13 protein-coding genes are annotated in these 12282 nt (G+C 66.4%); 7 read left to right on the top strand and 6 right to left on the bottom strand.

The window, feature by feature from the left end:
- Positions 1-11: 11 nt before the first annotated feature.
- The 4 genes from Q8T13_04840 to Q8T13_04825 all read left to right on the top strand — a co-directional run bounded on the left by Q8T13_04840 (position 12) and on the right by Q8T13_04825 (position 2914).
- The gene (locus Q8T13_04840; GenBank protein ID MDP3717080.1) at positions 12-569 is read left to right on the top strand and encodes a hypothetical protein; all 558 of its coding nucleotides are present in this window, start codon (positions 12-14) and stop codon (positions 567-569) included.
- A gap of 176 nt (positions 570-745) precedes the next feature.
- Positions 746-1681: a hypothetical protein gene (locus tag Q8T13_04835; GenBank protein ID MDP3717079.1), complete on the top strand. Its 936-nt coding sequence runs from the start codon at positions 746-748 to the stop codon at positions 1679-1681.
- Positions 1663-2340 carry a hypothetical protein gene (locus tag Q8T13_04830; protein ID MDP3717078.1) on the top strand — a complete coding sequence of 226 codons (678 nt, stop codon included), beginning with the start codon at positions 1663-1665 and terminating at the stop codon, positions 2338-2340. Before Q8T13_04835 ends, Q8T13_04830 begins: the two co-directional genes overlap by 19 nt.
- Complete coding sequence (locus Q8T13_04825; protein ID MDP3717077.1) at positions 2309-2914, top strand: hypothetical protein; 606 nt, start codon at positions 2309-2311, stop codon at positions 2912-2914. Before Q8T13_04830 ends, Q8T13_04825 begins: the two co-directional genes overlap by 32 nt.
- 210 nt (positions 2915-3124) lie before the next feature.
- On the opposite strand, the gene Q8T13_04820 is transcribed toward Q8T13_04825, so the two are convergent.
- A complete protein-coding gene (locus tag Q8T13_04820) occupies positions 3125-3343 on the bottom strand; it encodes a hypothetical protein (protein MDP3717076.1) in 219 nt (72 codons plus the stop codon).
- A gap of 321 nt (positions 3344-3664) precedes the next feature.
- On the opposite strand from Q8T13_04820, the gene Q8T13_04815 reads away from it, so the two are divergent.
- Positions 3665-4936, top strand: a complete 1272-nt coding sequence (locus tag Q8T13_04815; protein MDP3717075.1) for a phospholipase D-like domain-containing protein — start codon at positions 3665-3667, stop codon at positions 4934-4936.
- A 10-nt stretch (positions 4937-4946) separates the two neighbouring features.
- On the opposite strand, the gene Q8T13_04810 is transcribed toward Q8T13_04815, so the two are convergent.
- Complete coding sequence (locus Q8T13_04810) at positions 4947-6404, bottom strand: phosphatidylserine/phosphatidylglycerophosphate/cardiolipin synthase family protein (GenBank protein ID MDP3717074.1); 1458 nt, start codon at positions 6402-6404, stop codon at positions 4947-4949.
- Positions 6401-6535, bottom strand: coding sequence for a hypothetical protein (locus tag Q8T13_04805; protein MDP3717073.1), 135 nt, complete (start codon positions 6533-6535; stop codon positions 6401-6403). The genes Q8T13_04810 and Q8T13_04805 overlap by 4 nt, the downstream gene beginning before the upstream one ends.
- 148 nt (positions 6536-6683) lie before the next feature.
- Here Q8T13_04805 and udk point away from each other — a divergent pair, with 148 nt between their 5' ends.
- Positions 6684-7307 (top strand): uridine kinase, encoded by a 624-nt coding sequence (udk, locus tag Q8T13_04800; GenBank protein ID MDP3717072.1) that lies wholly within the window; start codon positions 6684-6686, stop codon positions 7305-7307.
- A gap of 33 nt (positions 7308-7340) precedes the next feature.
- Here the strand turns inward: udk and Q8T13_04795 are convergent, their stop codons facing one another.
- The gene (locus Q8T13_04795; GenBank protein MDP3717071.1) at positions 7341-7577 is read right to left on the bottom strand and encodes a hypothetical protein; all 237 of its coding nucleotides are present in this window, start codon (positions 7575-7577) and stop codon (positions 7341-7343) included.
- A gap of 139 nt (positions 7578-7716) precedes the next feature.
- On the opposite strand from Q8T13_04795, the gene Q8T13_04790 reads away from it, so the two are divergent.
- Positions 7717-8877: an aminotransferase class I/II-fold pyridoxal phosphate-dependent enzyme gene (locus Q8T13_04790; protein ID MDP3717070.1), complete on the top strand. Its 1161-nt coding sequence runs from the start codon at positions 7717-7719 to the stop codon at positions 8875-8877.
- A 64-nt stretch (positions 8878-8941) separates the two neighbouring features.
- Here Q8T13_04790 and Q8T13_04785 read toward each other — a convergent pair whose 3' ends face one another.
- Together Q8T13_04785 and Q8T13_04780 are read right to left on the bottom strand one after the other, a co-directional pair.
- Positions 8942-11263 carry a DPP IV N-terminal domain-containing protein gene (locus Q8T13_04785; protein MDP3717069.1) on the bottom strand — a complete coding sequence of 774 codons (2322 nt, stop codon included), beginning with the start codon at positions 11261-11263 and terminating at the stop codon, positions 8942-8944.
- Positions 11264-11345: 82 nt separating this feature from the next.
- Positions 11346-12281 (bottom strand): hypothetical protein, encoded by a 936-nt coding sequence (locus tag Q8T13_04780; protein MDP3717068.1) that lies wholly within the window; start codon positions 12279-12281, stop codon positions 11346-11348.
- Position 12282: the final 1 nt, after the last annotated feature.

The following is a 12282-nucleotide window of genomic DNA, read 5'->3' as shown; positions in this document are numbered from 1 at the left end:
CGGAGGCCGCCATGACTGCTGACCATCTCGCCGCGTTGCGCCAGCAGTTGATTGACCACGAAGGCATGCGGCTGCGCCTCTACCGGTGCACGTCCGGCAAGCTCACGATCCTGTGCGGTTACAACATCGACGACCGTGGCCTCGGCCCGCTCGAACGAGCGCTGGGCCGTCCGCTGACGCGGGCCGGGATCGAACGTGACGGGCTCACCGAAGCGGATGGCCGTCTGCAGCTGGCGGCGGATGTCGATCGGTTCGAGACCGACGTGCGCGACCGCTGGCGCAACTACGACGCGCTGGATGGGGTGCGGCAACGCGCAATTATCGACTTCGTCTTCAACCTAGGCGTCGCCGGCGCCGCCAAGTTCGTCAGCGCGGTCCGGTTCGCCGACATGGCGCTGTCGACCCGTGATGTCGGATTTCAGGAAGCGTGCTGGACGGCCGTCTCGTTTCACATCATGGACTCCGTCTGGGCGCGGCAAGTCGACGATGGCCTGGCGGGCCGCCGCGGCCGCGCCGATCGACTGGCCACCATGATTCGTACGGGCAGGGATCCCGGCATCAAGCGCTGACCACGAAGTTGTCTCAGCTATGGCGTCGACGTGGTGGCCACCCGTCGATCGCTGAAAGGCGTCGCGCTCTGGCGCGCTGAGACACGACATAGAGCATCGGGACCATGAGCGGCCCGAGGTTCACGCACCCACGCGTGGGCTTCGGGCCGCTTTGTCTTTTCAGGGAGTAGAACACCATGACGCGACTGATTCTCTCGACCTTCGCGCTGCTCGCCACAGTGGCCTGCGGCATGACGCTGCCGCCGATTGTCATCGGCGTGCCGCCGCCGACGAAGCCGACCGCCCGACCGGCGGAACCATCGAAGCCAATGGCGACGCTCGCGCTCGAAGTGCTCGACGATGGCACCGGGGCGCCGATCGGGACCGCGTTCGCGCGCGTGGAGGGCGGACCTGAGCGCCAGGCCGACGGCGTCGGCTACATCGCGTTCCAGCTGCCGGCCGGCGGGACCGTCTACGGCGTTCGCGTGGAGGCGGACGACTACGCGCCGGTGACGCGGCGGTTCCAGCTTGGCGCGTCGGCCGACGAGGCGGACGGGGCCGGCAATCGGCAGTTTACCGTGCGGCTCGCGTCGACGAAGCCCGCGCCGACTCCCGCTCCGGTCGTCGTACCACCGCCGCCCGCGCCTCCCCCGACTGCGGTGCCCGCTCCGCCGGCGCCGCCCGTTGAGAGTCCGACGATCGCGGCCTGCGCGGCGGCGAACAACGACGGCCGCGTGTCGCAGGAATGCCTTGACGCCGTAGCAAACCAGTCGCCGGAGGACCTGCGGTTCTGCCGCCAGGGCGCCGCGATCTCGTGTCACCTGATTGTGCGTCGCGTGGTGAAGGCGCTGCGCGCCGGCGCGCAGCAGACGACCGAATCGTGGGGGTGGGGCCTACTCACCAAGGGCGGCGGCGAGCAAGGCTGCAACGCGACCGAATGCGACGGCGGCCTCGGACCTGACGGCAAATACGCGGAGGACGTGATCACGTTCCTGCAGCCTGGCGCGAGCGTGCGCGAGTGGACGGGCGCCGACGTGGTCGGCGGCATCGGCGCGCCGGGCGCGCGATTCGTGGGCGGCGCTCTCGGCCCGGCCAACGATCGCCCGTCGAACAAATGGGCGCCGGTGCCGTGATCCCGATCCTCGCGGTCGCCGGCACGCATGGGTGGGACGGCTCGAGCGCCGGCCAGTGGTACGACCCGACGACCGGGCCGCTCATGGCGTTCTGGCGCGCGAACGGGTTCACGCCGCGCCTCGGCGACGACGGGCACGGCTTCTGCTGGCCGACCGTCGTCGACGGCGTCGGGTTCGGGAATCGGCTGCGCGTCTGGAAGTCGAGCGCCGAGAATCTGATCGACTGGTGCGTCCCCGCAATCGCGAGCGACCGGCGCATCCCCGGCCCCGAACTGCACATCGCGGCCCATAGCCACGGCCTGCAGCCGGTGCTGATTGCCTGCGCCGGCGGCCTCAAGGTCAACGTCCTGATCTCGTTCGGGTCGCCCGCGAGGGCCGACGTGTTGAAGGCGTACGGCCAGGCCGCGCGCCCCAACATCGGCCATTGGGTCCACGTCTACCACGACGGCTTCGACTTCTGGCAGGCGATCGGCGAGGCCTTCGATGGCAACGTCGGTATCGAACGCCAGCAGCTGCTCGCCGACATCAACTGGAAGGTGCCCGGCCTCGGGCATAGCGGCGCGCTGGCCGATCCGAAATGGTTCCCGCGCGTCTGGCCGCAACTGTTCGACACCATCAAGGATCGTCATGGCCGCCCCGACTACCTCGCCCGCGCCTGAAAGCGCCGCGACCGATCCGGACCTCGCGCGACTGCGGGCCCGCCTGAACGAGATCCCGGCCGGGAAGACCGGCGCCCTCGTGGTCGGCGTTGACTGGACCGGCGGCCGGCCGTCGTGGCGGGTTGGCGTCGCGTCGCGCGTCGGCGATCACTTTGCTGTGGGCGCCGACGTCGAGAAGCGGTTCCGCGAGCGGCCGAACGCGAAGATCTACGCGGCGTTGACCTGGCTGCTGCTGATGGCGTTGTGGCTACCGGCGCCGGCGAGCGCGCAGCCGACGAGCTACCCGGCGTCGCTCGTGCGCGTGGTCGACGCGGACACGTACGTCCTCCGGGTCGACCTCGGGTTCGACGTCAGCTACACCGCGACGATTCGGCTCGCCGGCCTCGACACGCCGGAACGCTTCACGCCGGAGGGCCGCCTGGCAACCGCCGCGGCCGAGGCGGCGCTTCGGTCCGGGCCGATCCGCGTCGCGCCGACGGGGGCCATGACGTTCGCACGCCACGTCGCGCACGTCTACGTCGCCGGCAAGAAGCTGGCGGACATCCTCGAGGCGGCCGGCCATCGCAAACGATGATCCGGACGGGCCGTCGTGCCCAAAGCGCTGCGACGTGGCCACGCCGGCGGAACCGGCTGGCACGCCTGGCCGCTTCGTGTGCGTCGGATGTGGGACGGAGTTCCCGTGGCCGCCGAAGACCTGAGGGCGATCAAGAGCCGGTCGCTGGGAGCCTCCGCTGCCCCGGTGGAGGAGGCTGGTGTCTTGATCCCCTCAGTTCGCCCTGGCGTACTAGTAGCGTGTCTCCGACCAGCCCGCGAGCGGGAGCCCGGTGCTCGCGTGCATCTCTTCAGGCGTGACGCCCGCGACGTAGACCTTCGTGCATCCGGCGCTGCAGGTCCTGGTGATGGTGAAGCTCTCGGGGGCGTCATCGAATCCATCCGCCACTACCTGGACGTCGGCCGGCTGCCCGCAGCGTTCGCAGGCCTTGGTTGTCTTGTTGTTGATCATGAAGGCGATGGTAGACCGGCGCTTGGCTTACCGCCCATCCCCGAAAAATCGAGTTACCCCGGAGCTACCCCGCGCCGCGCCCATCGCCTGCCTGCTAATTCTGTGGTTTCAACAAGTTACCGGAGACATCCCTTAAGCCTCAGGAGCTAGTCCGGGCAACCGGGTGGAGGTTCGAGTCCTCTCTTCCGCACCATTCGACTCACCAACTAATCGCCTTCGGCGGTTCGTTGGTTCGCTCATGGCAAGCCACCTCGCCACCTAATCCCATCTTAATCGCGGCTCGGCCAAGGTTTCGGCGTACATGTTGCAAGGGCTTAGCGTATGGCTGAGCCTCGCCGCCGGCGTCAGTGGCCCTACCTCATCGCAATTGCGTTGGCCGTGATCGGCGTCCTCCTGCTGATCGCCCAGGATCAGGAGACGATCCGCGTCGAAAGCCCGCTCGAGGCGGCGGACCCCGGGTTCCCCGACTACCTGGCCGCCTTGACGGGCACCGCCGCCATTGATGGCAATGCCTACACCGTGCTCCGCAATGGCGACGAGACGTATCCCGCGATGCTCGACGCCATTGCCGGCGCCCGGTCCCGCATCAGCTTCGAAAGCTATGTCGCCAAGGACGATGCCACCGGCGAACAGTTCATTGCCGCGCTCATTGCCGCGGCAGGGCGCGGCGTGACCGTGCGCGTCGTGCTGGACTCGATCGGCGCCAGCCTGTCGGATGCGTCGCAGGATCGGCTGAAGCAGGCCGGCGTGCAGGTGAAGTGGTTCAACCCGCTCCGGTTCTGGGCGCTCGAAGAGACCAACTACCGAACCCACCGCAAGGTGCTGGTGGCCGACGGCGAGGTGGCGTTCATTGGCGGCATGGGGATCGCCGATCACTGGCAGGGGCACGCGCAGGACCAGGACCATTGGCGCGATACGCAGTTTCGGATCGAGGGTCCCGTGGTTCGCATGCTCGAAGCCTCGTTCTACGAGAACTGGCTCGAATCGGGCGGCCGGTCTGCGCCGGCGCTCGACCCGGAGCCGCCGCCGCGGCCGGCGGGCGCGCGGTCGGTCGTGGTCTGGAGCAACCCGACGGCGGGCGCCAGCAACATCAAGCTGGTGTATTTGCTCGCCATCGCAGCGGCCCGGCACTCGATTGAGATTCAATCCCCGTACATCACCCTCGACGAATCGACCTTGTGGTCACTGACCGAGGCGCGCCGTCGCGGCGTCCGGGTGCGGCTGCTTGGGGAAGGCACGATCACCGACGCCATGCCGGTGAAGCACGCGAGCCGGTCCGAGTACCAGGACCTGCTCGATTTGGGCGTGGAGATCGCGGAGTACCAGCCGACGATGATGCACACCAAGACGCTGGTGGTCGACAGCATCGTCAGCCTCATTGGCTCGGCCAATTTCGGCAACCGGTCGTTCGAGTTGAACGATGAACTGGTGGTCGCGGTTCACGACCGCGGCCTGGCCGCGGCCATCCTGCGAGACTTCGAAGCGGACTTGCAGAAGTCTACGATGATGACGGCCGCGACCTGGAAGGACCAGCGGTCGTTGACGAGCAAGATCCAGGAAGGGTTCTGGTTCTACTTCAGCGAGGTCTTCTAGCCGGGACCACCTAGACCTGGTCCTGGACGAACGACGCCAGTGCCTGCCGCGCCTTGGCCCACAGGGGCCGCTTGCGCCACCGCTCGAGGTCCACGCGCTCGCACGACCTGGCATCCTCCTCGAACATTTCGTTCAGCTCGCGCGAAACCCCGGCGTTGCACAGGCAGACGTTGTTCTCCTCGTTGTGCGCAAATGATCGGCTGTCGAAGTTGGTGGTCCCCACCGTGGCCCACAGACCATCGACCACCATCGTCTTGTGGTGCAGCATCGTGCGGTTGTACTCGAGCAGCTCGACGCCGGTCTCGAGCAGCGCGCCGTAGAGCCGGATGCTGTTGAGCCGCGCGATCCAGTTGTCGTTTGACGTGCCCGCCATCATGATGCGCACCCGCACGCCGCGCTTGATGGCGTCGCGGAACAGGTCGATGGCCAGGTGGTCGGGTACGAAATAGGGGTTGGCAATGTCGATGCTGTGACGGGCGGCCGAGATCGCCAGGCAGTACATGACCCGCGCGGCCGAGGCGCCGGTTTCGGGCGAGCTCATGACGGTCTGGAGAGCCAGCGGGCCGGCCGGCGGCAGGTCGGGATAGAAGTCCGGACCCGCCACCAACTCGCGCGTGCACTCCAGCCAGTTCTGCGCGAAGCCGGTTTGCAGCGGCCGCACCGCCGGCCCCGCCATGCGGATTTGCAGGTCGCGCCAATGCTGGTCGTCTTGCGCGTCACCGGTCCAATGGTCGGCGATGCCGGCGCCGCCGGTGAACCCGATACGGCCGTCGATGATCAGCGACTTGCGGTGCGTGCGGTTGTTCAGGCGCCGCAGCCGGTTCCAGCGGATCGGGTTGTACCACGCGACGTGACAGCCGCCGTGGCGCAGGATCTCGAGGATCTCGTTGCCGACGGTCGATGAGCCGACGGCATCGAGCAGGATCTTGACCCTCACGCCGTGCGCCGCCCGCTCGGCCAGCGCCCTCGCGAAGGTGAGGCCGATCTCGCCTGCCCAGTAGATATAGGCCTCGATGGTGATCGAACGCTCGGCGCCCTTGATGGCCGCCAGCATGGAGGGATAGAAGCGGTCGCCGTTGTTCAGCAACTCGAGCGAGTTACCCGGCTCGAGTGGCACGCCGGCGGCGCCGGCCATGGTGTGGAGGAAGTCGTCCGAGCCGACGGTCAGCCCGTGGTCGAAGCCGTACTGCGGGGGAAACTCCACCGGCGTCGAGAGCGAACAGAGCCCGGCCCACGCGCCGGCGGCGAACGCCTTCCACCAGTCGCCCTGGGCCACGAAGTACACGCACACCGCGGCCCACGGCGGCCACGACCAGATCAGGCGGCGCACCCGCGTCCATGCGGTCGAGATGCCCTTGGGTGTCGTCGTGCGCGGATCGCGGGCGGGCTTGTAGCTCGTGCGCGCCGTTCGGGGACGGTGTCGGAGCGGCGACGGCTGGCTGCGGGGCGAAGGCTTAGACAGGCTCACCGGGTTTTCGGCGTGCGGTCATGCCGCACGATCTGGATCGCCAGGTACGCGGCCCCTGCGCCGGCCAGCATCAGCATTGCCAACGCAGGATACCCGAAGATGCGGGCCGTCGTCTCGACGCGCATGATCATCGAGCCGCCGACGATCAGCGCGGCCAGGATCAGTCCCAGCGTGATGCGGTTGGCGACCTGCGTAGCGGCTCAGCTTGGGCGGCAGTAGGTTCACGCTCCCAACTGTTGCAATTGGTGTGCCTGTCGGGCTGCGATATATGATCGTGGCATCAAAAAGCCCTCTTTCGTAATTGGCGTCGCCGGCGGATCCGGCTCAGGAAAGACCACCGTGGTCCGGCGGATTGTCGACAGCCTGGGCCTGGACGAGGTCACCCTGCTCGACCACGACCGCTACTACCGAGACCGAAACGACCTGCGGCTGGAGGAGCGCGCGGCGCTCAATTACGACCACCCCGATGCGCTCGAGACCGACCTGATGGTGCGGCACGTGCGGGAATTGAAGGCGGGGCAGGCCGTCGAAGTGCCGCAGTACGACTTCACGCGTCACGCGCGGTTGTCGGAAACCAACACTTTTCAACCCAGGCGCGCCCTGATTGTCGAGGGAATCCTGGTGTTCACGGACGCGGCCCTGCGCGACCTGATGGACATCAAGGTGTTCGTCGACACCGATTCCGACACGCGGTTCATTCGCCGTCTGCGGCGCGACGTCGCCGAGCGCGGGCGGACCATGGAATCGGTAATCGACCAGTACCAGAGCACCGTGAAGCCGATGCACCTGGAGTTCGTGGAACCCAGCAAGCGCTACGCCGACGTCATCATCCCGCTCGGCGGCCACAACACGGTGGCCGTCGACCTGTTGTTGACGATGCTGCGGAGTGTGGCGGGGAGATAGGCAACCCCAGGAAGGGGTTGCCTCCACCCGAGGCTAGCCCTGGCGGTTGCGGTTGAAGAGGTAGGCGCCGAAGGCGGCGAGGCCACCGAGCAGAACGATGTCGCGGATCAACTTGAACAGGTTGATCACCCAGGCAATGCCGAGGCCGAGCGCCACCCACTGCACCCACCACTGGCCAGGCGACGTCATCATGTTGATGACGAGGCAGAGCAGCAGGATGAACGGGGCGGTGACGAGGAACTTCACGCGTTTCAGGGGTCCAAACACCATAAGCTCCTTTCCCTAATCATACGAGGCCGCCCCGGGAAGGTTCGACCACGATGACCACCTGGGATTTTAGGCGCGTTTCTGGTTTGGCGCCGCTCGGGATAGAATTCACCCGATTTCTCGTTCCTTCCTGGAGGTTTTCATGTCCGTTCGGCATCCGTTTTCTCGTCGTCAGTTCGTAGGGGGCGTCGCCGCGACCATCGGCGCCCTGAGTCTTCGTCCCGAGGCCGACCTGCGCGCGCAAGGGCAGACCGCCCAGTTCACCGGCGGCGAAGCCGAGTACGACGCCTACATCAAGCTGGCGAGCAACGAGAACAACTACGGCCCGCCGCCGTCGGTGATGAAGGCCATGAACGACGCGTGGAAGTACTCCAACCGGTACGGCTACCCTGACGGCAACGTCGTCCAGGTGATTGCCGACCACCACGGTGTCAGGCGCGAAAACGTCCTGTTGACGGCCGGATCGGGCGAGGGGCTGAACGTGATGGCCACGACCTACCTCGGGCCGGGGAAGAAAGTGCTCGGCGTCAGCCCGTCCTACGCCAGCATCTTTCAGCAGGCGGCCAACGTGAAGGCCGACTCGATTCAGATTCCGCTGACCAAGGACTACCGGCAGAACATCAGCCAGATGATCGAGACCGCGAACCGTTACGCGCGCGACATCGGCTTCGTCTACATGTGTAATCCCAACAACCCGACCGGCGCGATTGTCACCGCCAGGGAAATCAAGGACCTGCTCGACAACATCCCGAAGGACATGCCGGTGCTGATCGACGAGGCGTACCACCACTTCGTGGACGATCCCGCGTATGGCACCGCGATCCCGTATGTGCTCGAGGGCCGGCCGGTCGTCGTGGCCCGCACCTTCTCGAAGATCGCGGCGCTGGCCGCCATGCGCATCGGCTACTCGGTCGCGCCGGCGGAAATGATTCGCGACATGCGCATCTACGCGTCAAACAGCGTCAACGTGCTGGCCAAGTGGGGCGCGGTCGCCTCGCTGAAGGACAAGGCCGCCGAAGCCGACGTCAAGGCCAAGATCCTCGACATGCGCAACAAGACCACGAAGGTGCTGGAATCGTGGGGCTACCCGGTCATCCCGTCGCAGGCCAACTTCTTCATGGTCAGCCTGGGCGACCGCACGGTGCAGGGGGTGATCGAGGAGTTCCGCAAGAAAGGCATCCTCGTCGGCCGGCCGTTCCCGCCCATGCTGAACCACCTGCGCGTCTCGGTCGGCACGGCGGAGGACATGGAGAAGTTCATGACCGCCTTCAAGCAGATCTTCCCGCAGAAGGCGCAGGGCTGAAACCAGACAGACAGGCGGGCCTCGGGCCCGCCTGTTCTCGCCGCCGGTTTTATCCCGCCGCAGCCTACGAAGTAGGCGAAGGCGGACCTTTCAACTGAAATCCTGCCGGCGGTTCCACTCCCATCAAGTGCTTCACGAAGTAGTCCCAGCGGCGCCGGACCATGTACGGTTCGTTGCCGAAGCCGTGGCCGCGGTTGGGGAAGATGATCAGGTCGAAGTCCTTGTTGGCCTTGATCAGCGCGTCAGCGACGAGCAGCGTGCTGTAGAACGGCACGTTCGCGTCCATGGAACCATGCGCCAGCAGCAGCTTGCCCTTGAGCTTGTGCGCGATCAGCTGGTTGGCCTGGTTGTCGTAGTTGGTCGTGCCGTCGGCGTTCTTCTCGAGCAGTCCCTGCCACTTTTCGGCCCAGTCGTCCTCGTAGACACGGTTGTCGTGGTTGCCGGCCTGTGACACGCCGACCTTGAAGAAGTCGGGGTAGCTGAACATCGCCGCGGCGGTGGCGTACCCGCCGCCGGAGTGGCCGTAAATCCCGGCGCGCTCGATGTCAATCCACGGATAGCGCGACGCCAGCTCCTTCATGCCGGCCACCTGGTCGGGCAGGGTGTTGTCGCCCATGTTGCCGTAGTAGGCCGCGTGGAAGCGCTTCGACCGCCACGGCGTGCCCATGCCGTCGATCTGGACGACGATGAAGCCGAGTTCGGCAATGGCCTGGGTGTCGCCCCGCGCGGCCGAGAAGCTGCGGCTGCCCACGCTGCCGGTCTGCGGACCGGGATAGATGTTGTTGACGATCGGATACTTCTTTGCCGGATCGAAGTTGGTCGGCCGATAGAGCAGGCCATAGAGCTCGTCGACGCCGCCGCGGTCCTTCACGGTGATCGGCATGGGCGGCTTCCACCCGGTGGCGAGCAGGCGCGAGATGTCGGCCTTCTCGAGCGGCAGCACGACCTTGCCCGAGGCGTCGCGCAGCACCGACGTCGAGGGGACGTCTGGCCGCGAGAAATTATCGACGAAGTAATTGCCCGAGGGCGACATCGAGATGGCGTGGTCAGCGTCGTCTGGTGTCAGTAACTGGAGGTTCGAGCCGTCCATGCCGATGCGGTAGAAGTGCCGGAAGTAGGGGTCCCGCCCGCGTTGCTTTCCGACGCCCTGGAAGTACAGCATGCGGTTGGCTTCGTCGACACGCGTCAGCTGCGTGACGTTGCCCTCGCCGCTGGTGATCGGGTGCTTCTGCTTGCCGGTGTGCAGGTCGTGCAGGTAAAGGTGACCCCAGTTCTCGCGCTGCGAAAACCAGATCGCCTCGTTCGAGCCCGGCAGGTACTTCCAGTTCACCTTGCCGTTACCCGATTCGAGGAACGTTTCGCCCTTCTCCTCGAGCACGTCACGAATCGCGCCGGTGGCAGCGTCGGCCACACGCAGGTTGGCCTGCTGGTGGTTGCGCGAGGTCGAGACGAACGACACCTGGCTGCCGTCCGGATGCCACTGCACATCCACCCACTCGCCGCCGCATTTCACGTCGTCACAGAGGGTCGAGCGGTGCTGGTCGGGGCCCATCTGCAGCCGAATCACCTTCGGCCCGTCCACTTCGATGACCACGCGTTCGATCATCGTGACGTGCTCATCACCCGGCAGCGGGTACTTCCAGGCCGAGAGCGCGGGGTGGCCGACCACGGTGTTCACGAGATACATCTCGCCGGTCTTGCGCTGGTCTTGCTGGAACGTCGCGATCTTCTTCGAATCGGGTGACCACACCATCACGGGGTTGTCGCTGCGGATCCAGCCGGCGTTGTCGGTGGCATAGCCGTAGTCCTTGACGCCGTCGGTCGTCAGTTGCGTGTCGGCGCCGGTGGCGACGTCGCGGACCCACAGGTTGTGGTCGCGAATGAACGCGGCCAGCTTGCCGTCGGGCGACAGCATGCTGTTGGGAATCCGCGCCGGGCGGTCAGCACTGGTGCAGGCCGCGCCCTGCACGTCGCAGGTCCAGCGTTTGGTGTCGCTGTCGAATGAGAAAGAGAGACCGTCAGCGGCAAAGCTCAACTGCGTGAACGGCAGGCGCGTGGCCGGCACCGGCTTGCCCATGGCCGTCGTGAGCGCGGCCGCGACGGCAGTGTGGTTGAACGCGGGGGCTTTGGTCGCCCGCACCGCATCGACGAGCACGAACTCGCTGCCGGCCGCCGTGACGTTCCGGTACCAGAACCGGTCGTTGGGCAGCCAGTTGGCCTGCACGGGCCCGTTCGAGACGAGCGGGTTGGTGTTGTAGCCAAGATAGCGCTCGGCGCGTTCGTAGTCGGCCGCCGTGACAGCCGCCCGCGACTGGGCGGCGCCGGGCAGGGTCATGGCGGCGATGAGCGCGCCGGTCGCGAGGGAGAGCAGAGACAGCTTTCGCATGGCAAAAGTATGCCACGCCTGCGCTCAGGGGAAGATGAAGACCGGGCTCGGGCAAACCCGGTCTTCCAAGGGGACGAACGGTCTAGCGCTTGGTGCCGAGGCCGAACATGGCCATCCAGCACAGCCAGGTGTCGGGCGGGAAACGCGTTTCCGAGGCGATCAGCCCCGCACTTGCGCTCGACGGATTGACGAACGGCAGCGCGGTCTCCGGAACCGTGCGGCCGGTGGCCTTGTCGCATTCCGCGACGATCGGCTTGGCATCAACCAGGTAGTCGAAAACCAAATCGCTGTGCTCGATGCGCGTCGGGCTGCCGCCCCGTGCGTCCATGGCGGCAGCGCTGAAGATCCAGAGGTCTTCCTGTTGGCCTGCCGGGATCACATGGGTGACGGCGTCACGGACGCTGGTGAGGCGGATCGAAGTCGCGGCCGCCGCGTCGCTCTTGTAGTTCACGGCGTCGGTCAGCTTTTGGCTGTAGCCGTCGAAGGACCACACGCGGCCGGCGTCCGGGTGCGCGGCCGAGTTCTCCAGGCGGCCGCCGCGCAGGGAGACCGTGGCCGATGCCCACTTCTCGACGTTGCCGCGGACCCGCTTGCCCGGGGCAATGCGATCCATCTGCGCCAGCTGCGTGGCTTCGTTGGTGACCGCCTCGCGCGTGCCGGAGACGACATCAAGCGAGGTGTTGCTGAGCGAGCGGAAGACAAAGTCTTCGGGCCGCGTGCCGATGAGGGCGTTGTCGAAGGCCTCTGGGACGACGCCCGTGACTGGAGTGAAGTTCAGGGCCTTCGCGATCGATGATCCAGCCCGTGCCATCAGGAATGGCACATGGGTCAGGTGGTGATGCTGGCCAGGGGTCGCCACCAGGACCGAATGATCCTGGCGTTCGATGAAACCCATCATACCGACGAAGCGAATGGCAACCTGGCCGGTCGTGGGGGCAGCGAGCGCGGGACGAGCGATTGCGGTACACGCGGCGGCGGCTCCGAGGGACACTCGGCTGACAAACTGACGACGATTCATT

Source organism: Acidobacteriota bacterium, from assembly GCA_030697165.1.
Classification (GTDB): domain Bacteria; phylum Acidobacteriota; class Vicinamibacteria; order Vicinamibacterales; family UBA2999; genus 12-FULL-67-14b.
The sequence above is the reverse complement of the archived record's forward strand: the minus strand, read 5'-3'. Positions and strand labels throughout refer to the sequence as shown.

Bases quoted from the DNA above. Each gene is read 5' to 3' on its own strand.
- Q8T13_04820 (MDP3717076.1), bottom strand. From the start codon at position 3,343: ATGATCAACAACAAGACAACCAAGGCCTGCGAACGCTGCGGGCAGCCG.
- Q8T13_04780 (MDP3717068.1), bottom strand. From the start codon at position 12,281: ATGAATCGTCGTCAGTTTGTCAGCCGAGTGTCCCTCGGAGCCGCCGCC.
- Q8T13_04805 (MDP3717073.1), bottom strand. From the start codon at position 6,535: ATGATCATGCGCGTCGAGACGACGGCCCGCATCTTCGGGTATCCTGCG.
- Q8T13_04830 (MDP3717078.1), top strand. From the start codon at position 1,663: ATGGGCGCCGGTGCCGTGATCCCGATCCTCGCGGTCGCCGGCACGCAT.
- Q8T13_04840 (MDP3717080.1), top strand. From the start codon at position 12: ATGACTGCTGACCATCTCGCCGCGTTGCGCCAGCAGTTGATTGACCAC.
- Q8T13_04785 (MDP3717069.1), bottom strand. From the start codon at position 11,263: ATGCGAAAGCTGTCTCTGCTCTCCCTCGCGACCGGCGCGCTCATCGCC.
- Q8T13_04790 (MDP3717070.1), top strand. From the start codon at position 7,717: ATGTCCGTTCGGCATCCGTTTTCTCGTCGTCAGTTCGTAGGGGGCGTC.
- Q8T13_04825 (MDP3717077.1), top strand. From the start codon at position 2,309: ATGGCCGCCCCGACTACCTCGCCCGCGCCTGAAAGCGCCGCGACCGAT.
- Q8T13_04835 (MDP3717079.1), top strand. From the start codon at position 746: ATGACGCGACTGATTCTCTCGACCTTCGCGCTGCTCGCCACAGTGGCC.
- Q8T13_04815 (MDP3717075.1), top strand. From the start codon at position 3,665: ATGGCTGAGCCTCGCCGCCGGCGTCAGTGGCCCTACCTCATCGCAATT.
- Q8T13_04795 (MDP3717071.1), bottom strand. From the start codon at position 7,577: ATGGTGTTTGGACCCCTGAAACGCGTGAAGTTCCTCGTCACCGCCCCG.